The 24,368-nt window shown below is 42.0% G+C and carries 24 protein-coding genes; 13 read left to right on the top strand and 11 right to left on the bottom strand.

Going from position 1 to position 24,368, the window contains the following annotated elements; translation table 11 throughout:
* Positions 1-342: 342 nt before the first annotated feature.
* Positions 343-1,452 (top strand): M35 family metalloendopeptidase, encoded by a 1,110-nt coding sequence (locus F9Y84_RS02365; RefSeq protein ID WP_147390452.1) that lies wholly within the window; start codon positions 343-345, stop codon positions 1,450-1,452.
* Between the two features lie 519 nt (positions 1,453-1,971).
* Positions 1,972-3,033: an endonuclease/exonuclease/phosphatase family protein gene (locus F9Y84_RS02360; protein WP_147391436.1), complete on the top strand. Its 1,062-nt coding sequence runs from the start codon at positions 1,972-1,974 to the stop codon at positions 3,031-3,033.
* Positions 3,034-3,111: 78 nt separating this feature from the next.
* Here F9Y84_RS02360 and F9Y84_RS02355 read toward each other — a convergent pair whose 3' ends face one another.
* The 4 genes from F9Y84_RS02355 to F9Y84_RS02340 all read right to left on the bottom strand — a co-directional run bounded on the left by F9Y84_RS02355 (position 3,112) and on the right by F9Y84_RS02340 (position 7,691).
* Complete coding sequence (locus F9Y84_RS02355; protein ID WP_147391437.1) at positions 3,112-4,983, bottom strand: DUF885 domain-containing protein; 1,872 nt, start codon at positions 4,981-4,983, stop codon at positions 3,112-3,114.
* A 677-nt stretch (positions 4,984-5,660) separates the two neighbouring features.
* Entirely contained in the window at positions 5,661-6,350 is a 690-nt protein-coding gene (locus F9Y84_RS02350; protein ID WP_147389780.1) for a transposase, read from the bottom strand.
* 578 nt (positions 6,351-6,928) lie between these two features.
* On the bottom strand, positions 6,929-7,102 hold the full coding sequence (locus F9Y84_RS02345) for a hypothetical protein (protein ID WP_167508252.1): 174 nt from the start codon (positions 7,100-7,102) through the stop codon (positions 6,929-6,931).
* 124 nt (positions 7,103-7,226) lie between these two features.
* The gene (locus F9Y84_RS02340) at positions 7,227-7,691 is read right to left on the bottom strand and encodes a CreA family protein (protein ID WP_125254003.1); all 465 of its coding nucleotides are present in this window, start codon (positions 7,689-7,691) and stop codon (positions 7,227-7,229) included.
* A 339-nt stretch (positions 7,692-8,030) separates the two neighbouring features.
* Between F9Y84_RS02340 and F9Y84_RS02335 the strand changes: the two genes are divergently transcribed.
* The 3 genes from F9Y84_RS02335 to F9Y84_RS02325 all read left to right on the top strand — a co-directional run bounded on the left by F9Y84_RS02335 (position 8,031) and on the right by F9Y84_RS02325 (position 13,140).
* Positions 8,031-10,478, top strand: a complete 2,448-nt coding sequence (locus tag F9Y84_RS02335) for a TonB-dependent receptor (RefSeq protein WP_147389782.1) — start codon at positions 8,031-8,033, stop codon at positions 10,476-10,478.
* Between the two features lie 54 nt (positions 10,479-10,532).
* Positions 10,533-12,017, top strand: coding sequence for a tetratricopeptide repeat-containing sulfotransferase family protein (locus F9Y84_RS02330; RefSeq protein WP_147389785.1), 1,485 nt, complete (start codon positions 10,533-10,535; stop codon positions 12,015-12,017).
* A 64-nt stretch (positions 12,018-12,081) separates the two neighbouring features.
* Complete coding sequence (locus tag F9Y84_RS02325; protein WP_147389786.1) at positions 12,082-13,140, top strand: hypothetical protein; 1,059 nt, start codon at positions 12,082-12,084, stop codon at positions 13,138-13,140.
* Positions 13,141-13,143: 3 nt separating this feature from the next.
* On the opposite strand, the gene F9Y84_RS02320 is transcribed toward F9Y84_RS02325, so the two are convergent.
* Complete coding sequence (locus F9Y84_RS02320; RefSeq protein ID WP_147389788.1) at positions 13,144-13,725, bottom strand: YqaA family protein; 582 nt, start codon at positions 13,723-13,725, stop codon at positions 13,144-13,146.
* A 161-nt stretch (positions 13,726-13,886) separates the two neighbouring features.
* Between F9Y84_RS02320 and F9Y84_RS02315 the strand changes: the two genes are divergently transcribed.
* Entirely contained in the window at positions 13,887-14,474 is a 588-nt protein-coding gene (locus tag F9Y84_RS02315) for an acyl carrier protein phosphodiesterase (protein WP_128732213.1), read from the top strand.
* 3 nt (positions 14,475-14,477) lie between these two features.
* Here F9Y84_RS02315 and F9Y84_RS02310 read toward each other — a convergent pair whose 3' ends face one another.
* On the bottom strand, positions 14,478-14,876 hold the full coding sequence (locus F9Y84_RS02310) for an MmcQ/YjbR family DNA-binding protein (RefSeq protein WP_147389790.1): 399 nt from the start codon (positions 14,874-14,876) through the stop codon (positions 14,478-14,480).
* 178 nt (positions 14,877-15,054) lie between these two features.
* Between F9Y84_RS02310 and F9Y84_RS02305 the strand changes: the two genes are divergently transcribed.
* The 5 genes from F9Y84_RS02305 to F9Y84_RS02285 all read left to right on the top strand — a co-directional run bounded on the left by F9Y84_RS02305 (position 15,055) and on the right by F9Y84_RS02285 (position 18,158).
* The gene (locus tag F9Y84_RS02305; protein WP_147389792.1) at positions 15,055-15,372 is read left to right on the top strand and encodes a hypothetical protein; all 318 of its coding nucleotides are present in this window, start codon (positions 15,055-15,057) and stop codon (positions 15,370-15,372) included.
* Between the two features lie 28 nt (positions 15,373-15,400).
* Positions 15,401-16,135 carry a helix-turn-helix transcriptional regulator gene (locus F9Y84_RS02300; RefSeq protein ID WP_147389794.1) on the top strand — a complete coding sequence of 245 codons (735 nt, stop codon included), beginning with the start codon at positions 15,401-15,403 and terminating at the stop codon, positions 16,133-16,135.
* A 117-nt stretch (positions 16,136-16,252) separates the two neighbouring features.
* Positions 16,253-16,807 (top strand): hypothetical protein, encoded by a 555-nt coding sequence (locus F9Y84_RS02295; RefSeq protein ID WP_147389796.1) that lies wholly within the window; start codon positions 16,253-16,255, stop codon positions 16,805-16,807.
* A 334-nt stretch (positions 16,808-17,141) separates the two neighbouring features.
* Positions 17,142-17,891, top strand: a complete 750-nt coding sequence (locus tag F9Y84_RS02290; RefSeq protein ID WP_147389798.1) for a hypothetical protein — start codon at positions 17,142-17,144, stop codon at positions 17,889-17,891.
* A 108-nt stretch (positions 17,892-17,999) separates the two neighbouring features.
* Positions 18,000-18,158 carry a hypothetical protein gene (locus F9Y84_RS02285; RefSeq protein WP_167508253.1) on the top strand — a complete coding sequence of 53 codons (159 nt, stop codon included), beginning with the start codon at positions 18,000-18,002 and terminating at the stop codon, positions 18,156-18,158.
* Positions 18,159-18,327: 169 nt separating this feature from the next.
* On the opposite strand, the gene F9Y84_RS02280 is transcribed toward F9Y84_RS02285, so the two are convergent.
* Entirely contained in the window at positions 18,328-18,510 is a 183-nt protein-coding gene (locus F9Y84_RS02280; protein ID WP_125254016.1) for an alternative ribosome-rescue factor A, read from the bottom strand.
* A gap of 243 nt (positions 18,511-18,753) precedes the next feature.
* Between F9Y84_RS02280 and F9Y84_RS02275 the strand changes: the two genes are divergently transcribed.
* On the top strand, positions 18,754-19,683 hold the full coding sequence (locus F9Y84_RS02275) for an alpha/beta fold hydrolase (RefSeq protein WP_128732222.1): 930 nt from the start codon (positions 18,754-18,756) through the stop codon (positions 19,681-19,683).
* A gap of 25 nt (positions 19,684-19,708) precedes the next feature.
* Here F9Y84_RS02275 and F9Y84_RS02270 read toward each other — a convergent pair whose 3' ends face one another.
* The 4 genes from F9Y84_RS02270 to F9Y84_RS02255 form a co-directional block, all read right to left on the bottom strand.
* Positions 19,709-20,011: a hypothetical protein gene (locus F9Y84_RS02270; RefSeq protein ID WP_147389800.1), complete on the bottom strand. Its 303-nt coding sequence runs from the start codon at positions 20,009-20,011 to the stop codon at positions 19,709-19,711.
* Between the two features lie 82 nt (positions 20,012-20,093).
* Positions 20,094-21,224, bottom strand: coding sequence for a sodium ion-translocating decarboxylase subunit beta (locus tag F9Y84_RS02265; protein ID WP_147389803.1), 1,131 nt, complete (start codon positions 21,222-21,224; stop codon positions 20,094-20,096).
* Positions 21,225-21,234: 10 nt separating this feature from the next.
* Positions 21,235-23,016: a sodium-extruding oxaloacetate decarboxylase subunit alpha gene (oadA, locus tag F9Y84_RS02260; RefSeq protein WP_147389805.1), complete on the bottom strand. Its 1,782-nt coding sequence runs from the start codon at positions 23,014-23,016 to the stop codon at positions 21,235-21,237.
* A gap of 12 nt (positions 23,017-23,028) precedes the next feature.
* Positions 23,029-23,277, bottom strand: coding sequence for an OadG family protein (locus F9Y84_RS02255; RefSeq protein ID WP_125254021.1), 249 nt, complete (start codon positions 23,275-23,277; stop codon positions 23,029-23,031).
* Between the two features lie 458 nt (positions 23,278-23,735).
* Here F9Y84_RS02255 and F9Y84_RS02250 point away from each other — a divergent pair, with 458 nt between their 5' ends.
* Positions 23,736-24,236, top strand: a complete 501-nt coding sequence (locus F9Y84_RS02250; protein WP_147389807.1) for a YcxB family protein — start codon at positions 23,736-23,738, stop codon at positions 24,234-24,236.
* Positions 24,237-24,368 lie beyond the last annotated feature (132 nt).

Genomic DNA, 24,368 nt, shown 5'->3' with positions numbered 1-24,368 from the left:
TATCGCTCATTGCGCACTCAGTGTTTGTAACACTTCGCTCCAATCATTGTAAACCAACGTAAATAAAACAATAAATTTACAAAAAAGTCTTCTCTCTATTCGATTAAAACTTATCCATACTTTTCAATAACATTACATACTCATGAAATTATTAGTAATTTATCTCTTCTCTCAAACATAAAAATAAGTTTCCAAGTAACCCTTGAAACTTTGAATATATTATTGTTAATTAAAAGTGAAGATAAAATTAAAGTTCTTCAAACAATAATGACAACAAGTAAACTCAGTCCTTAATTGCTTATGAGGATCAAGGCTCTGAGAAAACCTCAACAGGAAGAAATAATGAAACTACTATCACGCACAGTATCGGCTGGGTTACTCGCCACAGCTATCAGCGCATCACTACATGCTAATGCAATGAACGAAAACCTCTTAGTCAGTGTCGATGTTGATACAAAGAAAAATGGCGACGTTATCGCCACGCTAAACATCACCAACCAAGGCAAAGATAATCAAAAAATCCTAAGCTGGTATACTGATCTCGACGAAGAACATATATTTAAAATTACCAGAGATGGAAAAGAAGTAGATTTCTTCGGCCCTCACTATAAACGCCATGCGCCCACAGAAGAAGACTTCATCAAATTAAAATCAGGTGAAACACTATCAAAATCATTTGAATTGTCAGGACTTTATGACCTCAGTAAGCCTGGAAATTATGAGATCAGCTATGATGTTGAGTCTTTCGATCTGTTTGGCAGAAATGACAAGCTGCGTATGGAAAGCCGTATGATGCAGCATCAATCTAGCGTTACCAGCTCAGTAGCAGAGCTAAGCTCCAATGCGGTTAACTTATGGCTTGAAGGTGTTCCGTTAAGCAAAGGCAATATTCAGGCTGCTGCAAAGCCGGGCGCTGCAGCAGACTGTACTGATGGTACGTGTTTCACGGGCCGTTGTAGCAATAGCGAAAAAAACAGCATTTTATCGGCATTGGACGCAGCGGATCAAATCACAAATAACTCTGTCGCTTATTTAAATAGTCACTCAGCAAACAATCCATCGACTCGTTACAATACTTGGTTTGGATCAGCAACCAGTAGCCGTTATGCGACGGTAAAAGCAAACTTTAACGCCATTAACGATGCAATTGATAACCAAGACCTTACGTTTGACTGTAGCTGTAATCAATCGTACTTTGCTTACGTATATCCAAATCAACCGTACAAGATATATCTATGTCGTGCATTTTGGAATGCAAATGAGCTTGGTACAGACTCGCGTGCAGGAACAATTGTGCATGAGCTAAGCCACTTTAATGTGGTCGCCGGTACTGACGATATTGTGTATGGACAGTCTGGAGCGAAAAGCCTTGCGATTTCTAACCCAAGCCAAGCTATCCAAAATGCTGATAGCCACGAATACTTCGCGGAAAATACGCCATATCAAAACTAATATTTTTATATAACATAAGGTTAAGTAAATTTTTTTGAAGTGGAGAAAGTGCTTTGGCCATACCAACTGAGCAGTGTTACCAAGCTTACAAGGTAGTTCTCCCTTCAAATTGTTGTCTATTTAACCTGCACCTAGGGTAAGAAGTGAGTTAATCAACTAAATTATACCAATTTGCTTAATTAAGTGGTCTATTTTGAGGCGAGAAAATCTTGTCGATAACTCCGCTACCGCGTCCTGCTATCGCTAAGGTACCTACATCCATATAGGCAAGGCAAAAATTTTGCTATTTAGTTGTTCTAAATGAGAAATTTTTAACGCTGTTAGCGTCAGATTTACTCCTTCAAATTGAGCAAGTATTAAGTCAAATTGGTATTACCTAAGCTCAATAGTATAACCAACGGTGTTCCCCACCAACCGAGTATCGACAATGAGTGCCCACTCAACGTCGATACTATTCACAGTTATTTCAGCCAACATAAAGTATACTGAGCAAATTCCTCCATTATGTTAGGGTATTACATGACTTGGATTATCGTTTCACTGAGTGTTGTTATCTTGGTAGCTACGTTATTACCTTTGGCTAAACACCCGCATTGGAGTGTCAGAGCAATGGAGTTTCCTAGACTCCAGCTCGTCACAATGGCTGCCGTAGCACTGATGTTGTGCATTGTCTTTTTCAAGTTAAGTCTGCTTAGCGTGATCACTATGTTTGTGCTCACCGCGTGCTTATGCTTTCAACTTTGGTGGATCTTGCCTTATACGCCCCTTTGGCCAGTAGAGGTAAAACATGCAACATCAAATACCCAAACAATGAGTATACTCACCGCCAACGTGCTACAAACCAACCGCCAATTTAGCCTGTTGCTCAGCCAAGTTCGAGCACATCAGCCTGATATACTCATAACACTAGAAAGTGACGAGATATGGCAACAACACCTCGACTCACTGTTAGATATACTGCCCTACTCTGTAAAGTGCCCGCAGTCTAATTTATATGGTATGCATGTATATTCACGCCACCCGCTTGAGGACGCTACCTGTGAGTATATTGTTGAAGAAGATGTACCCTCGATACATGCAAAAATCAAGCTCCCATCCAATACCATCATACAAGCTCACTTTTTACATCCAGCTCCTCCTAGCCCAACAGAGAATAAAACCGCCATAGAACGTGATGCTGAGTTAGTCATTGTGGCTAAACGCATAGCGAAACACGCTTTACCGACCATAGTAACCGGAGACTTGAACGATGTTGCATGGTCTCCAACAACTAGGCTTTTTCGTAAAATTAGTGGACTATTAGACCCTAGGGTTGGTCGTGGTATGTTTAACACCTTTCACGCAGATTACCCGTTTGCTAGATGGCCATTAGATCATCTGTTTTCAAGTCATCACTTCACTGTTGTTGATATAAAGCGGCTGGCAAATATCGGCTCTGATCACTTTGCACTGTATGCTGAACTTGCCTATCAGCCTGTAGAAAATGAAAATACCACGGGCCTCGATCTACAACGTAAAGATATAAATCGCAGCGAAGAAATCCTTGCTAGGGCAAAAGCAAAACCAAATATCAAGTATTAACCCAGAGACCATAAAGACAGGCAAAGAGAAAGGCAAATCAGCTTGGTAGTTTAATCACCACCAAGCTGAGAGTAAAAATTAGGCTGCTGTTAGCGACTCAACCCACGCGTTAACATCCTCTTCAACTAAGCTCAGCGGCCTTGCACCTTTTAGTAAGATCACATCATGAAATGCTTTAATATCAAACTTCTCTCCCAGTTGCTGCTTAGCATGCTCTCTCAGTTCAACCAGTTTGAGCATACCTAGCTTATAACCAAGCGCTTGCCCGGGCCACGCAATATAACGATCGATAGCCGATACCACATCACTCATTGCCGTACCTGTTGCATCAGCAAAATAGGTGATCGCTTGGTCGCGTGTCCACTTTTTGTAATGCAACCCAGTATCAACAACAAGTCGAGCTGCACGGTAGGCCTCAGCTTGCAGACGACCTAAGTCACCAAATGGATCGTCTTTATACATGCCCATCTCATAAGCCAGCAACTCAGAATATAATGCCCACCCTTCGATATAGCCGTTAAATGACGCATTTTGACGCATCAAACCAATTTCGGTTTGCAACATATTCAGGGCAATTTGAAAATGATGACCAGGAACTGCTTCATGATACGTCAAGGTTTTCATGCCAAAGCTTGGTACTGCCTTCATATCTTTTAGGTTGATTGAAAATACCCCTGGGCGACTTCCATCAAGCGATGGTCCATTGTAGTAACCACCGGGCGCACCTGCTTCCACAGCCTGTGGGATGCGTTTGACTTCAACTGGTTGCGGTGGAATAGTAGAAAAATAATCTGGTGCTTTTTGTAAAATAGTCGCTATTTCACCACGCAAGAACGATAATAACGCTTCACGACCCTCGTCAGAATCCGCATATAAAAATCTCGATTCTTCATTGAGCTGCTTCATGCGTTCGCCAACAGATCCCTGTGAATAGCCATTTTGCTTAAGGATTTCGTCCATACGCTTTGAAATACGCTCCACCTCAGCAAGACCAATTTTGTGGATCTCTTCGGCGCTCATATCAGAATCCGCTAAGTAGGTGATCTCGTGCTGATAGAAAGCTTCGCCATTTGGCTGAGCCCAAATACCAACCTTTTCAGGCGCTTTACTCTCTAGAGCGTGCATAATAGCAGACACATTTTTAAACTCGGGATAAAGCTTTTGCTCAACAATTTGTATCGCCTGTGCAACATATTCAGCGGCGGCTTTACCTGTAATATCATTGATATTTGCAAGTTTTTCTTTAAACGATGTAACCAAAGGGTGCGCTGCACCATGTGGCGCCGTGAAGTTATCTAAATAACCTAGCGTGTTTGGAAACAATACTTTTGGTAAAATTACGCCTTTATTGGCGTCCGCTGTTACCTTACTTGCCACTTGCTGCGTCACTTCAACAAAGGCATTCAGGCGAGCAAGATAGTCTTTGGCATCTTGCTCACTCTCTATTCCATGTTGGTCTTTTAGCACATTAGGAATATCGAGTAAGGGGCCTGACAACTGGTTCACAATATATGGCAGGTGCCCACCCCACGTATCAATATAACCGGCTGAGAACCCCTTATCTCCGGCGTAATAACGCGCAATCACTTCATTGACTTTCACATGTAATAAGTCATCTGAGTTACTGATTGCCGGTTGTATTGCCGCTAGACGCTGCGCCGCTGCATTCATGTCGACTTGCAGTGCCTGCATACCCACGACAGAGTAGTCAGGTAGCTTTGTTTGATAATCACCGTATTCACTGTTCGGTAGTTTTAATGATGTTGCCAATGCCGGCTGGTGGTTAATAAATTGTCTCGTATATTGTTCAACAACTTTATCTATCTCTGTTCTGGACATACTAGATTGGCTGACTCCAACCTCAGAATGCTTTTGTGTAACCGGCTTATCTTGAGCGCATCCACTTAGCCCAAGCGCTACAGCAAAGGCCACCAAGCTCATTTTCTTCATTATTACGCCGCTCCGTTAATTTTGTTGTTTGAGCAAAAACATTACCAGCCTCTAAGACACTGGTATGAAAGCAAAACGGCGTGAAGTTAACCCAACAAAACAGTTCATTATGTTGGTTCAACCATCACCCGTGCAGATATTTATATTTAGTACCAATTAACCTGAGCTTTGGCTAAAGAATAAATGGGCCTGTTGTGTTCAACAACTACACACTGCCTAATGCAAAGCATATTTGCACACTAACAGCCTGTGTTATCCCAAGCTCAAGTTACCTCGATACAATTAACATATTTGCACTTCGGTTACAGCTATATAGGCTCAATTAAACAAAATAATACCAATTATCTTAATTTAAGTGGTCTATTTTGAAGCGAGAAAATCTTGTCGATAACTCCGCTACCACGTCCTGCTATCGCTAAGGTACCTACCTCTATATAGATAAGGCAAAAATTTTGCTATTTATTTGTTCTAAATAAGAAATTTTTAACGCTGTTAAGTGTCAGATTCACTCCTTCAAATTGAGCAAGTATTAAGTCTAATTGGTATAAAGATGGGGCTCAAGCACCCCGCATCTCAGGTACTTAAAGGCAAAACACCTTGTCGATAACATCGCTCTCATCCCTTGTTACAGCTAAGGCACCTACATCAAGGTGAACAAATGCTACTCTTGAAATGACTTATACTTCAAGCAATCCCACTTTTGACGTTACGCCTGCTTTTTCACAATTTACATCAGTTATAACACCTAGCACTCTTTTCGAAGATTTATCGAAGATAAAGCATGGATGCTCGTTCTTCTCTAACCGTAAGCTAATGGTTATACTCAAACTTTTAGGTAACGCCTGAGCTATTACATCCTTTGAGGCCTCAGTAAAGAGCACATTTTCCGACGTAAATTGATAAAACTGTAGAAATGACAATGCACAGTGCTCACCTTGCTTGAGATCTTGCCGGTATTCGTATTGATAAAGCTTACTGCCGCAACCTGGACCAAAATAGTTGGTCGTCAACGCAGAAAAGTTGTAATCCCTCAGTGGTGGGTTAAAACCTTGTGCTTTCCCTCGCTTGAGGGTCGGGTGCCAGATCTGAGCATAGACACCAAAAAATGGCTGCTGCTGTTCATAAAGTACATATAAATCATCGTTATCTAACAGCCCTCTTGGGTGGTGTGTGTACTTATTACCACCTGCAACTTGCGCCGCTAAAAACTGTTTATTTTGTGAGAGTCTGTAAAGCATTTCTGCCAGCAACCTTAGCGTGCCTTCATCTATACAATCAGGCCCCGTATACAAACTAGAGACACAATTAATAAAATCAGCAAAGCTAATTGCCCCATGACTATAAAAGTTATCAAATTGGCGTGCCATATATCTTCCTTGTTATTGCTGTTTTAGTCAGACAAGCACAAAGCAAGTCAGCTAAAATTCGTGTTCTTAGAGCAGCAAGCTGCGCCGTTTCCTTATACCAATTTGCTAAATTAACCTGAGCTGCGGATAATTAAACAGCCTATTTTGAGGCAAGCACATCTTATCGATCACTCCGCCTCCTGCTATTCCCACGGTACCTTTACCCATGAAGGTAAGATGGAAGCTTTTAATACCATTAGCGTCATATTTGCCACTTCAGATTAAGCCAATATTTAAACAAATTGATATGAGTCCTCAATTAAAGCTAATGCAGACTGAGTATAACGCAATAAATTAATTACAATTTTGACCGCAGGCGAATAAAGGCTATTAATGAGATGAATAAAACGGGGAGATTTAGAGTATACACGTTATACACAACGCAAGCCGGTCATGAGTATATGTCATAAATACGTTAGATAAATTTATGCCTTCATAACAACCCAGAAAAGGAACTAGTCCATTACTATACTAACTCTACCTTTTTCATTGTTTTAAGTTTTACTAATCAATAAAACAAAATAAATCAAGGCGCAAGTTTATTGAGATTTAGATTCTGAAATAACCTTATCTTGCGCAAAGATCTCAACCTCAGTTTCGTGGGAAGAGATACTATGCGCATCCGTTGTTAACGTCAGAATAATAAATAGCACCGTCATCACAGCAAACGCAGTATTGACTGTTTTACCAAAAAAGCGTGTTTTGAGCATCACGATTTCTCCTAAAATTATCGTTATTAAGCTTAGTCGAAATCGTGAGTAAAAAGGTTTAATTCAAACAAAAATAATGTACGAAAGAATTATCAAGGTGTATGAGTTTACCCTGAGCAAACCTGAGTTAATCGGCTTTGGCATTTCGATAAGCCTGCGTACCCCATAATGGCACTGTCGACAGGCTGTGCTTAAAGCTGCCTGAGGTTTCCTTTGTGGTGTAAGCCAAATACATCAAGGTTTGATTTTTCGCGTCAAAAATTCTTCTCACTTTCATGGATTTAAAAAACACACTTTTTGACTTTTTAAATACCACTTCGCCAGAGTCACTCTTGTCTATATTCGCCAGCATTGCAGGTGTTATTTCGCTCGTTTGACGACAAGAGATAGAGCTATCACTTGGGTCTGAAAAACTCAGGTCATCTTCAACACTCGCTACATGACAAGTCACGCCTGTAACAACAGGGTCAACCATAGAGTCCAGCTTTATATCTTTAAGCGTAAACAGACCGAGTGATACATCTCCAACTTCACTGTCAGAGCAACCAAGTAATGTACAAGATGCCAACAATGCAAACATCAGCTTTTTCATTATTTTTCCTTAGGGTATTTGACGTACAAAAGAAGCATATGGAGTTAATACTCTAAGCTATTTGAAAATTTTCGCAAATCGATACAACCAAAAAAGAAATAACCATTCAAAAAATCAAAATAATTATTCACAAAATAAGAATAAGCATGTTAGCATGCGATGCAGTTTCAGGGTGGGTAAATTACCTAAAACATACACAAAGTATGATTTGCTAACTTGCCACCAGTTGTATGAAATTCTCTCTAAGCTCGGGAAAAAAATGCACTATTTGCATAGTTACCCATCTCTAAAGATTGAAATTTCGTCACGTTTAATTCTTAATTTGAGGTTTCACCATTCATGAGTAAGCTCCATCCAAGCTTAGTCGCACTAGCTGTTAGTTCGAGTTTTTTTGTTGTTAATCAATCACACGCTGAAGAACGCAAGATTCAAGAAAAGTCAATTGAACGAATTCAAGTGACTGCCACTCGACGTGCTGGCACAGTTCAAGAAGCACCATTAAATATTACTGCTGTAGACAGCGATGTGATGAGCGACCAAAATATTGGTGACCTTGAAGATGTAGCAAGGTGGGTTCCTGGTCTTACAATGACAGAACAAGGAGGCCGTGAGGGTTCACCTATTATTGTCCGAGGTTTGAATACTAATTCATCAGAGCGAGCCTCTGACTCGGGTACCGTAGCGACTTACCTTGGCGAAATCCCGATTAATGTCGATTTGCGACTCACTGACATTGAGCGTGTTGAAGTTTTGATTGGTCCGCAAGGCACGCTTTACGGTGCAGGCACACTTGGCGGTGCAATTAGAACCATGCTAAAAGCACCTGTGCTTGATATCATTGAGGGCAAGCTCAGTGGCGACGTATTCAGTATCAACGAAAGTGACAGTAACGGTCATGAAATCGGTGCTGTGTTCAATATGCCTATAGTGATGGATGAGTTAGCTGTTCGCGCTAGCATTAACCGCTATCATAACCCCGGCTTTATGGATTATAGCTATGTGGTTAAACAACCTGGCGTTTCAAACCCAGACCCCGACTGGTCCAATGCTGAGGATGTTAAAGCGAATATCAACGCAATGGCGGATGCAAATGACGAAACCATCACCACTACGCGTGTTTCTCTACGTTGGTTGGTGAACGAGAATATCGATACCACACTGAACTATTTCCATCAAAAACAAGAAAATGGTGCTAACTCGATTTCACAGTACCAAAGCCTTGGCGCACAGCACCCGCTTGCCGACTCTATCAAACCATACGAGTCAGCCTATCGTGTGCTTGAACCTAACGAACAAGAAGATGACCTACTTAGCCTTGAAATCAACGCCGATTTGGAGTTTGCAGATTTAGTTTCGGCATCCGGTTGGTCAAGCAAAGAACAGCAAGGCCAACGAGATCAAACCGATCTCCTTTATGATATTTGGCCAGGCTACGCGGACTTTCCTAGTTTTACCGCTTTGACTAAAGACACTACAGATCAAGACACGTTTACCCAAGAGATCCGTTTAGTCTCTAAAGGGGATGACGCCCTAAATTGGATTGCAGGGGTATATTACAGCAAACAGGAAATTAGCTCAGATGATAGAGAATACACGCCGGGGCTCACGGAGTTTTGGGGCGACGAAATCAACAATATTGAGCAAGATCTTGAGTATATCGCTCTGACTAATGCCACCAGCAAAGAGTCAGCATTGTTTGGCGAAGTTGGCTACGCATTTTCAGAGGATTTTAATATCACTGTGGGCGCGCGTTTCTATCGCTATGACGTTAACACTAAATCAGCGGCTGAAACCCCGCTCTATTCTGGTGGTCTGCCAAGTCTTGAGCAAATTTCGTTTGAACAAGTCAGTGCCAAAGACAATGGTAGCTTGTTTAAGTTTAATGCCAATTACACTTGGCAAGACGGACTACTGACGTACTTTACTGTCAGTGAAGGGTTTAGGTTAGGCGGTGGTAACGGTTTGGAGTCGTGCCCAGAAACATTGCCTGAGCAACAGATCATCTGTGCACTGCCGCATGAACTTAGCTATAGGCCAGACACCACCACTAACTATGAGCTGGGGTTAAAGTCTACATGGCTGAATAATAAGCTGCATTTTAATGCCGCATTATTCAGTGTTGATTGGGAAGATGCACAGATCTCATCTGTGACGGTAAACGGCCAAGAAATCATAACCTCCAATGCAGGCTCTGCGAACTCGACTGGTATCGAGTTATCAACCCGCGCTATATTGAGCGACCATTGGACAGTTTACGCAACCTATTCTTATGCAAAAGCGCAGCTGACTGATGATGCACCAGCCCTGTTTGCGGTATTCAAAGAAGGTGACTACAGCGCTGAAGAAATCGCGCTTTACCAGCCATACTATGACGGTACAGATGGCGACCGCTTACCTGGCGCCCCAAAACAGCAGTTTTCATTCGGTTTAAGCTACGAGCAGGAAGTGTTCGACGACAAAATGCTTAACGTGAATTATGGAGTAACCGCACAGAGTGACGTATACACTAAAGTCGGGTTAAAGGCTGACGGAGAGGAACTGCCAGGATTTGCCTTATCTAACCTCAGCGCCAAACTTTCAAGCGAGCAATGGGCCGTCACTTTGTATGTTGACAACTTGTTTGACAAATTTACTTTCACCTCGGTAAGACGAGACAAATCTTGGGCTGGTGAAGCTAAATTTGCGGCATTAAATAAAGCTTTGCCTGAGCAGCAGCGAGTGTACGGGCACTATGTCACAGCACCTCGTACTATAGGCCTCAAGCTAGACTATCAGTTTGAGTTATAATCAGTAAAAACCAAGATAGAGAGTGAGGCCGCCTTCACTCTCTTGTATATTGCGATGACACCATACAATCAGATCCAAAGCTACATTCAACAGCGCCAATTTCAAGTAGCGCATCACGCATTAGTCGCTCGCATCAATACCAATGCCAATGACCACCAAGCGTACGCTTTATTGGCCGAGTTGAATATGACTCTTGGCAACCTCAATAAAGCGCAAAAAATTTACGATAAGTGCTTAAGTTTATTTCCCTGTGCCCTTTATTCTCTGAGCGCTGCCAAACTTGCGCTGTTTACACAATCACCATCAGCTGCAAAGCGCTATATACAGCATTTGCTAGGCTGCACACAATTGTCGGGGTCAGAGCACGATACGCTTGCAAATATCTTACTGAGATTAAATCAATATACTGACGCTGGTTGGCATTTTAACCGTGCCTACACACACGCACCGCACAGCCCTGAAATCGCGATAAACTATGCAATACACTTGAAAATGTCTGGTGAATTAGCTCAAGCGCGGACGCTGCTTGCCTCTTTAGTGCAAGCAAACTCAAGTAATGCAAAGTGCCAGTTAGCCTACTCAGAGCTTGCTCCTGTGGAATTAGCACCGACTCGCATCACTCAATTAGCTACTGAGATAACAGCGCAAACTACACCACTTGCATTACAGCGGCTTCACCATGCACTGGCACTCGAATACGAAAAGCAAGAAAATTATCCCAAGGCATGGCAAAGCTTTATTGCCAGTAAGCAAGCGATCAGTGCTGAGATTTCCTATTCACCTAAACAGATGACGGATTACTTTCAAGCACTTAGTAAACTTCTCGACAAACCTATTGAATTTGCACCAGAGCGGTCACTTGCACCAATATTTGTCGTTGGGCTGCCGCGCTCAGGCACCAGTCTGATGGAGCAAATTTTAGCGCAACTGCTGTTACAGCCACTGGGAGAGACCAGTATATTGCCTCAAGCACTTAGATTTTGTCATGATTATAACAGCAATATTCAACACCTCAGCCGCGCCTATGAAGAGGCTAACGCCATTGAGCAATATCGTCTCTTTAGCGCGCAATCCGTTGATGGTGACAAACGTTTTATAGACAAACAGCCATTTCATTTTTTCTTTATCGATTTGCTTGCTAAGGCGTTTCCACGCGCAAAGTTTGTCGTGATGAAGCGAGACAGAACAGATACTTGTATCGCAAACTTCCGTCAACTCTATCAAACGAGCAGCCCCTTTCATTGCTACTCGTACCGGATACAAGATATTCAAACTATGTATGATGATACTTATGCGTTTTTGCAAAAAGCCACACAAAAGCATCCGACTCAAATTAAATTGGTGAATTATGAATCGCTAGTAGAAGCGCCCCGATTGACTATGCAATCGCTTTGTCACTTTCTCGAATTGGATTGGCAAGACAATGCACTTCACTTTTATAAGCAGGGTTATTACTCAGCAACAGCCAGCAAAATGCAGATCAGACAGCCATTAAATAACTCCAGTGTAGGCAAATATCGAAATACATACCCGATTTAGGAATATTGCTCCGTTACGGTGATGATGCTAACGTTAGGAAAAAGGAATACAAAACAATAACGACATGAAGCAACTACTCCCTGCCCTTTGTTTCGCAGCGCTCGTGGCTTGTACACCGGCCGAAATAACAAAAACCGAACACGCGCTTAACCATGCCCAACAACAAAGAGACATAGAAGCACAGGCAAATGCACTTAAAACGCTCAGTGGGTACGATAGCGCCACATGGCAAGCGGTATACGAAGAAACACAACAGGCTTTTGCTTTGCTATTAGATGCAAAAACAGCTTATGAAAGCGCAGATATCGTTACGGCTCAAATAAAAGCGGCACAATCAAAAAGTATTAATAACTCACTACAAGCGGATAATTTACTGCGCGCATTATCTACAGATTACCCACTGACTGAATTGATCGATGTATTGGTGAAACTACACACACAAGCTAGCCAAGAAAAAATGACACTTCATGGTTTTTTTAACCAACCACCCAGTAAGTGGAACATTATTGAAGTTAATGAAAAACTCTCGCTGATCAACACGCATATTCAAGCAATCAAAAAGCAGATTGAGGCGATCCCAGAAGACAACAGGGACAAATTAGCTTACCAAACGGTGCTGGCAGAAGCGAGAGCTCAGATTAATCTGTTGGGCAAACAGGAAAGTGTGCTGTTGCGCAACCTCCAACAACAATTGAGTAAGCGACATGCAGAGCAATTTGTACGGCTCCACCACACAGTGACAGAGCAGCTTAATAACTTTGAGGAGCGAGTAGTAGCTTCAATGATCCGCCAAGATCAAAATAAGTTAATTGAGACAATGCAGCACCAAAGCGAGCTGCTGTACAACATTGATCTCATGTTAAAGCAGACAGGCTCTGCAAGACATGCCGAGTTTGAGCCTTTTTACCTTGCTTATATTCAACTGCTAAATAAGTCCAAAGATTACAGAGAGTATGCACAAAAGGGAAAAGCCGCGCTCACATTATTGAAACGCGCCGACGTTCCAAATAATTTTTATCAGCAGTATAAAACGCTCGCATCAACCCCATTGACATTAAGCAATGATTTTTTGATGTTTGCGCGCTCACAACATGAGTCTAAATTTTTATATCGAAAGCATTAATGATTAACGACTGGCTATCCACCAAGCCAACAGCACCATAGCCGTTGTAAAAATAACGGCTTTTATTTTATGCTTTTTGATTAGCTTTTCTGCCTGATCACCTGCAAAGTAAACGACCGCCGCCAAACCAAAATAGCGCAGTGAACGGGCAATACAAGTTGCAATTAGAAATTGTAAGAGTGAAAATTTAGTAGCACCTGCTGCTAACATGGCAATCTGAAACGGTATTGGTGCTATGCCTAAGGTCAGCACAAACCAAAATCCCTGACTTTGCATCTGCGCTTTCACTTGCTCAAATTGAGACTGACTCGACAGCAGCTCAATAACAGAATCCCCCACTACATCAAATAAATAATAACCCAATGCATAACCAAATAGGGCACCAATCACACATCCAACTGTCGCCATTAGCGCAATTAGCCACAGCTTTTCTCGCCTTGCTTGCATCAGCGGCACCATCACTGCCTCGAGGGGAATGGGCACGATAGTTGACTCTAAAAAGGATGCAACGGTGAGCCCGTTAAGCATATTTTTTGATTCGACCAGTCGCTTAGTCTTTTGCTTCAATTTAGTCTTAACTGCCATTATGCGCTCCCTGTTTACGGTGGAACCTGAAACTCAGATTATGTTATGACCCCAGCTTAATCTAACGTAGATTGCCCCTGACTGAATTAACCCCCTCTTATCTTCTTAAATCCGGCTCAATGAGTTACCCTGTTCACAGCAACATAACTGAGAAGGCTTCCATGAACTATTTGGCGCACTTGTACTTTGCTAAACCCACAGGCGCATCATGCTTTGGTAATCTACTTGGCGACTTTCAAAAAGGTGTTGATGTAAAGATGCTGCCAAACGCTGTGCAGCAAGGTCTGAAAACCCACATTCAAGTCGATAAGTTCACTGATAGTCATGCAATAACCAGAGCTGCGAAACAACTTTTTTCGCCATCACGCCGTCGCTTTGCAGGGATAGCCATAGACGTATTGTATGACCATTTTTTAATTAAGTATTGGGACAGCTTTCATACAACACCTCTACATCAATTCAAACGTAGCCGCTTCGCCTTACTCCAAGACAGTTTAGGTGCTATGCCAACCAACATGCAGCGCGTTGTAACGGCAATGACAACACATGACTGGTTTGCAACTTATGAGTCTGTTTCAGGTGTTGGTCTGGCGCTGGATAACATTGCAAGGCGCATTCGTTTTGCTAACCAATTTACAGGCAGCGAAGCTGACATAAACAAGCATTATCAAGAACTTGAAAGCGGGTTCAACACCTTCTTCCCACAGCTCATTGCACATATCAGTGATGTTCAGGGTGAACTGCACTGATAGCTAGCTATGTTCAACCCCATATATCTTTTTGCTGTTTTTTCGGCATTTTTTCGGCATTTTTTCGACCACAAGGTGAAATGAGTTATCCATCATCCGTTCAAGTTCTCCAGTTGGAATGGATCCATCAAGCATCACCGTGTTCCAAAGTTTTTTATTCATGTGGTAACCCGGTAACACCGCACTAAAAATATCTCGCAGCGCTTGTGCTTCATCAGGATCGCATTTGAGATTTACGCGCCAATGGCGATGCTCGTCATCTTCTTTACCCATTTTACCAAGCGCCAACGTCGCAAACATTCTGTCCTTTACTTTATACACATCAACACCTTCACCAAAAGGCTGACTTACACTGGTACAAGGCTTGGCTAGTAAGTAATCATGTACTTGTTGATGATCCATTGTGCAACTCCTGTTTAATAGAACTTGACGACTCGATATAGTTTGAACCTAGTCACTCATAGTGTATATCAGTACATGTTTGGTATCTTATCTATAATACTGTATATTTGAACACTACTGACACTCCCTGACACAGCCCCATGATTTACTGCTCTACGAACTTAATAGGAGACGTACTATGCAACAACATATCGTAGAGATCGTAAAATTTAAATTAGCTATTAGCGCAACAGAGCAGGATTTAATGCGTGTTAACACTGACTTTGCTCCATGGATTGAGCAACAGCCTGGGCTGCTATATCGGTCACTCAGTAAAGATGACCAAACCGATGAATATATCGATGTATTCTATTGGCAATCATTAGCACATGCGCAAGCAGTATCTGAACAATTCCCAACCACTGAAGTATGTAAGCGACTAATGCTGTATACAAACAGTGAAAGTGTCTCCATTAGTCGAAGCCATATCGTCACTCAAACTCAATGTAGTGGATAAGCACTACATCTTTTAAAAAGGAAAATTCGTGCATAAATCCGAACGCCTCTTCCAGCTAGTGAATTTGCTCAAGGGTCGGCGATTAGCTGTAACAGCCAAATCGTTAGCCGCTCACTTTAGCGTATCGGAGCGTACGATTTATCGCGATATTCAGGACTTACAAAGTTCTGGCGTGCCAATTGAAGGGGAAGCTGGTATCGGCTATGTCATTGCCGATTACCCGCTTCCTCCTATGATGTTTAGTTATGACGAATTAACAGCACTCTTGCTTGGCAGTAAAATGGTCAGTGCTTGGACGGATCCCGAACTAAGCGCCCATGCAAAATCAGCCATTGCCAAGATAGAAGCTGTACTACCTGCGCATCTTAAGCAACAACACGAACACTCTCCCTATTTGGTATCTAGCTTTAAACATGGGCCACAACAGCAATCGTTTAGTGCCAAGCTCAGAGCGGCCATCGAAACTCAGCGATGTGTAACCCTTGACTATAAAGATGCCTTACAGCAACACTCTCAGCGCGTTATCGAGCCACTTGGATTAGTCTATTGGGGTGGTAAGTGGACACTCATCGCATTTTGTCAATTACGCAGCGACTACCGCGAGTTTCGTTTGGATCGTATCACTGCGATAAATAAAAATGAGCTGACCTATGCTGTTAGCCCTGATAAAAACCTCAACCATTATGTTGAACTAGTTAAAGCCAAATACGCCGAAGAAATTGCACAGCACCAAGGCCAAGCACCCGATAAGAGTGGTCAATAACCCTAAGCTCACTGCCCGATTCATATTTTGTTACTAATACTTGCACATCTAAAATCAACCTTTTCAAACTGTACCACGACTAATTCTGTACATCAGACTTTTCCCTTTGAGGTGCTTATGAAAACCACAAAATCAATACTCATTATTTCGGTAACACTGGCGTTGAGTGCCTGCGTTGGCTACTCCAAAGCAAATCCAACTGAGGTGCAAACACAAGGCAGCTATCAGCTTATCGCTTACCAAGACTGTATCCCAATAATCAAACACACCATGGACTCCGAGCAGGTTGGTGCATATAAAGCACTTAAAGCGGCAGAGCGTGACATGTCAGCTAAAGAGTTACCAATAAGAGATATTGAGGACAAGCTTACACTGCTGAGCAAAGAAATAGAGGCCATTAGTATAGAAGCTATACGAGAAGACGACAGTCAACTTGTGATCAATAAAGCGTTATTGGCTAAACAAGAAGAAAAGGCCAAGCAGATTGAAGCAATAATTGAAAATCATAGCGACAGTTTTGATGCTATTGGTGACTATGCCGAAAAAATCGAAGCCGCAGCAAATCGTTTTGATAAGGCGCTAAAACCTATAATAGGCGACTTAACAGAGGTCAATATTAATATCATCGAACCTGGTGAAACCCCCAGTGTCCGTTGCCTCGTTTCAAGCTAAGTGAGCTGAACTAGCTGAATGGAGGAAACTATTCCTCCAACTGTATTTACATTGAAGTTAGCGGCAGATGTCCGATTGACATTAGCTGATTTAATTTCTTTATGGACTTGCAATTTAACTTCTATGTTCTTTTGCAGTAAGTCTACACCTGCTGGACTCTTCGTTTTAAGTCGTAATCGCCATTGGAAAACAAAAACACCTTAATCATAATTTTGGTGCATATTTTGCTCTATATATTTGCTTGCAACGTGGAAGGAATCTCAATACCTCACGCAAGCAATCCTAATTGTGGTAGAGAACTACCCATTCATTTTTTACTAAGGAGTAGAGCAAAATGAAAAAACTGTTAACCACCGGCGCTTTTATTATCACCAGCGCGCTTAGCGGTTTTGCACACGCCAACGACATCAACCAGCAACTACAAGCAAAGCTAGATGAAGCTAATTACTTATATGAGTCTGGCCGCTATCGAGAAGCGTTAGATATTGTTCATTGGCTTGATGAGAAAGGAGTAGCAATTGACCATGATTTTTATCCGGTACGTTTAGGCACACTTTTGCCGCTCTGGAAAAGATTATCCTCATCATATAATCCCGCCCGAACTAGTTACAATTCAAAGTTAAAAGTCACCATTTTTGATACGATCAATAACCCTCAAAATTGCACGAGTTATGACGACACACAAGTAATGCTCGACATCAATGGCAGCTATGATGAGTTTATTACTTTATTAGAAAACAAAGAAGTTGATTACCCGAGAGTGTGGCAGCGTTGTTGGGATCAAGCAAGTACGTTAGCAGCAGTGGAGCATGCTTCGAAACTGCTAATCGAGTCATACTTAGTTGACTTATCTGATCACTTTGACTCTTATTTTGTGCCGTTAATTGATGGCTTATACTTACAATGCTCAGATTATGATGGTGATGAAGAAACAGAGTGTCAAGACGGTGTCAAAGACTATCTCTTGGGTATATCATTATCATACCAAAACGCGGCTATGATCCATTATGGGCTATCAGAAGCAGGGAGTATAGGTGGGTCGACCTTAAAGCTACTTTTAAAATGGCAAAACGTAGAACTTTAACTTCATAAACTAACGTGATGGCGCGGGGGACACCCTGCGCCGCAAGCTTCACATTCCAAGCCTTCAATACGTGCTTTACACTTGATTATGGCGATAACAGCCTATTTTATGGATTGCACTACTAATACGGGACAATTTTGGCTTGTGCTTAGTGGCTTGTTTGTCACTACAAGATATTGGTTCAGCTACGAGCACGTAGTAGTTGACGATGAGTTTGCTGCCCTGCGTCTATTTGACGACACACAACCTGTAGAAGCAAAAGCATAACAGCGGTAACAACTATACTATTCAACATCCTATCGTTTAGTCATGGGAGACAAAAGGTGGCAATTTGAGGTAGTACCGGGCGGTATATGCCCAACACCCAACAACTGATATCAACAATTTAATCACACATGACATACAAATGTATCGGCAAAAAACCTTATCTTAAAGCTCAGGCTGCCTTAAGGTAAGGCTCTTGGCCTTTGTGTTTTGCGCTGCGTTGATAGCTGCCTTTTCCCTTTTTGCTCTTCTCGGTTTTTGCTCTGAACAAGGGGCTGGTTACCAACGCTTTTAGTGCATTATCTTTAATTTCACCACGCTGATGAGCATGTTGAATCTTACTTTTTTTAGTCATTATCCACTCCGAATAAATGTATAAATAGAAACGAAATTAATAAGCCTACTGTGGTCTAGATAAGCACGGTAGACACTGCACGGATAATAACCTAACGCAGTTAAAGCGCAATGCTTTGACAACAAATATTTTTAGCTGCTGATAGAAAAGTATAGCAACTAGGTTAAGTAAAAATGGTATAACCGCAGTTGTCATGCCTATACTTAACTTTAGTGCAAAAGGCCACCCAATCTATTTGTGATAATGACCAATATTAAGATAGCAACCGGGGTTGAATTACATTACCAAGACGAAGGAGAGCGATGCGCACCTGTCATCATTCTTATCATGGGTCTTGGTGCACAAATGACTGTATGGCCAGATGAGTTGTACTTTGGACTTGTAAACAAAGGGTTTCGCGTGATCCGATTTGATAACAGAGACTGCGGTTTATCAAGCCATTTAGATAGCCTAGGCTCACCTAACGTGATCAGAACAATACTCAGTAAAAAACTTCCGATCCACGCTCATATTCCCTACACCTTAGACGATATGGCGTCAGATGTAATAGGACTCATGAAAAGTTTAAAGATAAAGCGCGCACATCTAGTTGGTGCGTCCATGGGGGGAATGATTGCGCAAATAGTTGCGGCCAAACACAGAAAAAAGGTAGTGAGCTTAACGTCTATTATGTCAACTTCGGCGTATCCTCAGTTTACTTTTTCTAACCTCAAAGTGATGTTACAGCTCGCCAAGGCAAGGCCTAAACCAAACTGCCGACAATCAGCTGTACAGTATAATATCAAGCTCAACAAACTGATTGGAAGCCCCGCCTACCCACAAGATGAAATGACACTTCACCAACTCGCAAAGCAAAATATTGAGCGCGCCCATAGCCCTGAAGGGTTTAAACGCCAACTCACAGCAGTAATAGCAGGCCGTTTTCGCCAACATGCTTTATCACAAATCAAAGCGCCAACACTTGTCATCCACGGTACGGATGATCCCATTTTCCCTATCACTTCAGGGTTACAAACTGCAACGCGTATCCGAAAATCAAAACTCAAATTAGTCAATGGCATGGGGCATGATTTTCCACCAGTTTTAATGCAAAAAATAGCAAAATGGATAGCAAAGCACGCTTTCAAGGCGGAACAAAAACGGTATAAAAAGAGTTTACATAAAGTGATCTAAGGTCTCGTGTGGGTATATCAAATTATTACGACTTTTCATGAGACATACTTTTTAGCTTAATTGCGAGTCCACATACAAAATATACTTTCACCACACCGACTACCATTAAATGAAAATTCGCACGGGACAAGAGGTCAAAATTATAAATACTAGCTATGATTAACTTGGAGTAAGTGGCCAATTCAACACACCAGTGATAAAGGGCAATCCCCTCTTTTATTATGCCAAACACAATCAAACCAACACCGGTTAAAAATAGCAATCGACGATACCACACTGCAGTTTCTAAACCCGGACATTGTAAGTTTCGAAATGGAATAAACTTCATACTCTTTCAGCTTCTGCATATTTTGGATCAAAAATACGTGGCAATTAAATCATTGCCACGTTAATGGTTGGAGAAGCTAAAATTATCCAACTAGTGCAAGCAAAATACCAGCAGCGACCGCACTGCCTAATACGCCAGCAACATTTGGCCCCATCGCGTGCATCAATAAAAAGTTATGTGGATTACTCTCAAGACCGACCTTGTTAACCACTCGCGCTGCCATCGGCACTGCGGATACTCCTGCCGCACCTACCAGAGGGTTAATCGGAGTATTGCTAAAGCGGTTCATGGTTTTTGCCATTAATACCCCGGTTCCTGTGCCAATACCAAAGGCAACAGCCCCTAACGCCAGAATTCCCAATGTTTCTATCGTTAAAAACTGATCTGCTGCTAATTTTGAGCCAACAGCCAGACCGAGGAAAATGGTTGTAATATTAATAAGCTCGTTTTGTACCGTTTTACTAAGGCGATCCACCACACCACACTCTTTCATCAAGTTACCTAAGCAAAACATACCAACTAGTGGTGTTGCGGCAGGTAAAAACAATATCGTCAAGCCAAGTACAGCGAGTGGAAATAATATCTTTTCTGTTTTCGATACGTGACGTAATTGCGGCATTGCTATCTGACGCTCTTCTTTTGTGGTGAGCGCTTTCATGATCGGTGGCTGAATAATCGGCACCAACGCCATATACGAATATGCAGCAACGGCTATTGCGCCCAATAGTTCAGGGGCTAATTTTGATGCCAGAAATATCGCAGTTGGGCCGTCAGCACCACCGATAATCGCGATTGCAGAGGCATCTTGTAGAGTAAATTCAAACCCTGGGATAAAATTAAGTAAAATAGCGCCGAATAAGGTTGCGAAGATCCCAAACTGAGCCGCTGCTCCTAATAACAGCATTTTTGGGTTTGCAATCAATGCACTAAAGTCTGTCATCGCGCCAACCCCCATAAAGATTAACAAAGGGAATACACCGCTATCTATGCCAATGTAATAGACGTAATATAACAAGCCGCCGGGATCTCCAAGCCCTGCAACGGGAATGTTGGTCAAAATAGCCCCAAAACCAATTGGCACCAAAAGCAGCGGCTCAAAACCTTTTGCAATTGCTAGGTACAATAGCCCACAACCCACGGCCATCATACACAATGCAGGCCAGGTAAAATTCGCAAGCCCTGTTGCTTGCCACAAATTAATCAACCCTTCCATTTTTGCTCCCTTACGCTAAAGACATCATAGCGTCGCCAGCACTGACTGAGTCACCTTCGGACACCAATAACTCTGCGACTCGGCCGCTGTGGGTAGCACGAACCTCTGTTTCCATTTTCATCGCCTCCATCACAAGCACAACATCGCCCTCTTGTACTTCATCTCCGGCGCGTACCATTAACTTAAAAATGTTACCAGCAAGCGGCGCATTAAGAGTTTCACTTGAACTTACTGAAGTTGACTGTGGGATGAGTTCACTGTCTTTTACTTGTACCTCTTGCAACTCGCCGCCAGGTGCCACAACAACGTCATACACTTTGCCATCAACTTTTACGCTATAACGCTCTGGAGTTGATGCTTTACCTGTTGCAGGGGTTGCTGTTGTTTTTTGCTCTTTGCTCTCAAGTTGCGTGGGCTTTGGTTCAAAAGCATCAGGGTTGTTGCGGTTTTTTAAGAATTTAAGGCCAATTTGAGGAAATAAAGCGTAAGTCAGTACATCATCAATAACGTCTTCGGCCAACGTAACCTGTTCGCTTTTGGCGGTCGCTATCAATTCACTTTGTAGGCTATCAAGTTCTGGCTCAATTAAATCAGCTGGGCGGCACGTGATAGGCTCCTTACCTTCCAGTACACGCTGCTGTAAGGCGTGGTCAACATCAGCGGGAGTCGCACCATACTCACCTTTTAGTACACCTGCGGTCTCTTTGGTTATCGATTTGTACCGCTCACCTGTAAGTACATTCAATACCGCTTGTGTCCCTACAATCTGCGAAGTTGGTGTAACTAACGGCAAGTAGCCAAGTTCTTTTCTTACACTTGGGATCTCTTTTAAAACAGCATCAAGTTTATCTCCAGCTCCTTGCTCTCTTAACTGGTTTTCCATATTGGTAAGCATACCACCCGGTACTTGAGCCGAGAGAATACGACCATCCACACCTTTTAAACTGCCCTCAAATGCTGCGTATTTCTTTCTCACTTCACGAAAATAAGCCGCTATTTCCTCTAATGCGAGTAAATCTAAACCGGTATCACGCTCAGTACCTTCAACAATTGCAGCAATGGTTTCTGTTGCACTGTGACCATAGGTCATGCTCATAGATGAAATAGCTGTGTCGAGCATGTCAATGCCTGCATCAATGGCTTTTTGATAGGTCGCAGTACTCAACCCAGTCGTAGCATGACACTGCATTGCAATCGGTATTGATACTGTCTGCTTTAGCCCTGAAATCAGTTTCTCAGCGTCATAAGGCTTTAATAATCCCGCCATATCTTTAATACAGATTGAATGACAGCCAAGGTCTTCAAGTTGCTTAGCTTGAGTTAACCACATCTCCAACGTATGGACTGGGCTCACAGTATACGAAATCGTTCCTTGCGCATGCGCCCCCACCTTTATCGCTGCTTTGATAGCAGTTTCTAGGTTACGCACATCATTCATTGCATCAAATATTCTAAAGACATCAACGCCGTTATGGTGAGCACGCTCGACAAACTTTTCAACCACATCATCGGCGTAATGCCGGTAGCCTAAAAGGTTTTGGCCACGTAACAACATTTGCTGTTTGGTTTTAGGCATCGCAGCTTTCAATGCACGGATCCGTTCCCAAGGATCTTCTCCCAAATAGCGAATACATGAGTCAAAGGTTGCACCTCCCCAAGATTCAACCGACCAATACCCCATATTGTCGAGCTGTTCAGCAATCGGAAGCATATCTTCTAATCGCATTCTGGTTGCTAATAATGATTGGTGCGCATCGCGCAACACAAGTTCAGTAAGCTTTAACTGTGACATGCAAGACCCCTATTAATTATTTTTTCTGTAGGTTGCAACAGCTGCACTAATCGCTGCAATATGTGCCTGCGGCACCCCTTGTGAAGAAGCTGTTTTGGCTATTTTTTGCCGTGAAGTGCTAGACTCAGCCTCTTTGAGCTGAGCGGCGAAGTTTGCTAAAAGCCGCATCGCAAAAATCAAAATAGACAGAAACAAAAACACACCAACCATACCAGTTAACATTAAGTTTCCTGCTTGCAATAACTGTGCGCCAATATCCATTTTTACCCCTTACTTGCTATCCGGTTTTATTCTTCGCGTTAACGAACTGATACAAACCTTCACTTTTTATCGATATTTATTCACCTTATAACAAAAAATGTTTCGCTGTAAAGCCTGGTGTAAATTGGTAATACCAAAAATATTAACCTTATGCCAATCATATAGTTAGCTATAAAAATCACCTAAAACATTGCTGATATGCACAATAAATATGAAAAATATTCAAAATAGTAGCAGGTAATAGTCAAGATCTAGGTCTCATTTAATGAAAATTTGGTTATCTTAATTATATTTGTCAATTGGACTGACCAAAAAGGTAAGTTCACGTAAACGTTAAGCTGTAGCGCTTATTTTCCGGTCTGTGTAATAAATTTGTTTTAATTACTCTAACCTAGCATTACCGCTTTGAACCTGTATAAAGGTATAATTAAGGTAAATTTTCACTAAAGTAATTACGTATGTCATCGCCTAAAGAAAATGAAAATTTATCTTTCCAAAGTCAATTTAAGTTAGATAAGGCCTATTACAAAGAGTGCTTTGAAGAATCTGAAGCAAATGGACTGGCGATAAAACCTAAATATGGTCTATTAATACTGCTTTTCGCGCTCGGTTTTTTCGCTATTTATGGATTACAAGAGCACTACCTTGGCAACTTTCTTATTTTGCTAGCCGTAGTCGAATGCTTAGCCTTTTATTATCGTAAAGCTTGGTGGGTAACTAGGCAGGCACTTTCACGAGCCGCTGGCAATGTGGTTACAGTATCAATTACCGATAACCAGATCATCACTAAAGCCAGTCATGCTGAGTTTTGTTATGCTTTTAATGCTATTGAAAAGTTAATTGAAACAGAGCAAGGTTTTTTGGTCTTTCAAAGTAACAAGCCAAGTTATATTAGTAAGTCAGGGTTAAGTGCAGAAGCCATCGAATTTTTGTCACAGAAAGTGACAAAGAACATATAGAAATGATAAACCCCACATTCGTGGGGTTTACTTATGCAAGTTAAACTAACTTGCTTAATAAAGTGAACAATATTCAAAGCAAAAAACCTTGTCGATAATCTCAAGAGGCTTTAGCTCTATCGGCATAAAAAT

The sequence above is a fragment of the Pseudoalteromonas peptidolytica genome (genome assembly GCF_012641745.1).
Classification (GTDB): Bacteria; Pseudomonadota; Gammaproteobacteria; order Enterobacterales; family Alteromonadaceae; genus Pseudoalteromonas; species Pseudoalteromonas peptidolytica.
Note: the sequence above shows the minus strand (reverse complement) of the source record. Positions and strands in the feature narration are given on the sequence as shown.

Coding starts and splice junctions, on each gene's coding strand:
- F9Y84_RS02365 (WP_147390452.1), top strand. CDS start 343: ATGAAACTACTATCACGCACAGTATCGGCTGGGTTACTCGCCACAGCT.
- F9Y84_RS02360 (WP_147391436.1), top strand. CDS start 1,972: ATGACTTGGATTATCGTTTCACTGAGTGTTGTTATCTTGGTAGCTACG.
- F9Y84_RS02355 (WP_147391437.1), bottom strand. CDS start 4,983: ATGAAGAAAATGAGCTTGGTGGCCTTTGCTGTAGCGCTTGGGCTAAGT.
- F9Y84_RS02350 (WP_147389780.1), bottom strand. CDS start 6,350: ATGGCACGCCAATTTGATAACTTTTATAGTCATGGGGCAATTAGCTTT.
- F9Y84_RS02340 (WP_125254003.1), bottom strand. CDS start 7,691: ATGAAAAAGCTGATGTTTGCATTGTTGGCATCTTGTACATTACTTGGT.
- F9Y84_RS02335 (WP_147389782.1), top strand. CDS start 8,031: ATGAGTAAGCTCCATCCAAGCTTAGTCGCACTAGCTGTTAGTTCGAGT.
- F9Y84_RS02330 (WP_147389785.1), top strand. CDS start 10,533: ATGACACCATACAATCAGATCCAAAGCTACATTCAACAGCGCCAATTT.
- F9Y84_RS02325 (WP_147389786.1), top strand. CDS start 12,082: ATGAAGCAACTACTCCCTGCCCTTTGTTTCGCAGCGCTCGTGGCTTGT.
- F9Y84_RS02320 (WP_147389788.1), bottom strand. CDS start 13,725: ATGGCAGTTAAGACTAAATTGAAGCAAAAGACTAAGCGACTGGTCGAA.
- F9Y84_RS02315 (WP_128732213.1), top strand. CDS start 13,887: ATGAACTATTTGGCGCACTTGTACTTTGCTAAACCCACAGGCGCATCA.
- F9Y84_RS02310 (WP_147389790.1), bottom strand. CDS start 14,876: ATGGATCATCAACAAGTACATGATTACTTACTAGCCAAGCCTTGTACC.
- F9Y84_RS02305 (WP_147389792.1), top strand. CDS start 15,055: ATGCAACAACATATCGTAGAGATCGTAAAATTTAAATTAGCTATTAGC.
- F9Y84_RS02295 (WP_147389796.1), top strand. CDS start 16,253: ATGAAAACCACAAAATCAATACTCATTATTTCGGTAACACTGGCGTTG.
- F9Y84_RS02290 (WP_147389798.1), top strand. CDS start 17,142: ATGAAAAAACTGTTAACCACCGGCGCTTTTATTATCACCAGCGCGCTT.
- F9Y84_RS02285 (WP_167508253.1), top strand. CDS start 18,000: ATGGATTGCACTACTAATACGGGACAATTTTGGCTTGTGCTTAGTGGC.
- F9Y84_RS02280 (WP_125254016.1), bottom strand. CDS start 18,510: ATGACTAAAAAAAGTAAGATTCAACATGCTCATCAGCGTGGTGAAATT.
- F9Y84_RS02275 (WP_128732222.1), top strand. CDS start 18,754: ATGACCAATATTAAGATAGCAACCGGGGTTGAATTACATTACCAAGAC.
- F9Y84_RS02270 (WP_147389800.1), bottom strand. CDS start 20,011: ATGAAGTTTATTCCATTTCGAAACTTACAATGTCCGGGTTTAGAAACT.
- F9Y84_RS02265 (WP_147389803.1), bottom strand. CDS start 21,224: ATGGAAGGGTTGATTAATTTGTGGCAAGCAACAGGGCTTGCGAATTTT.
- oadA (WP_147389805.1), bottom strand. CDS start 23,016: ATGTCACAGTTAAAGCTTACTGAACTTGTGTTGCGCGATGCGCACCAA.
- F9Y84_RS02255 (WP_125254021.1), bottom strand. CDS start 23,277: ATGGATATTGGCGCACAGTTATTGCAAGCAGGAAACTTAATGTTAACT.
- F9Y84_RS02250 (WP_147389807.1), top strand. CDS start 23,736: ATGTCATCGCCTAAAGAAAATGAAAATTTATCTTTCCAAAGTCAATTT.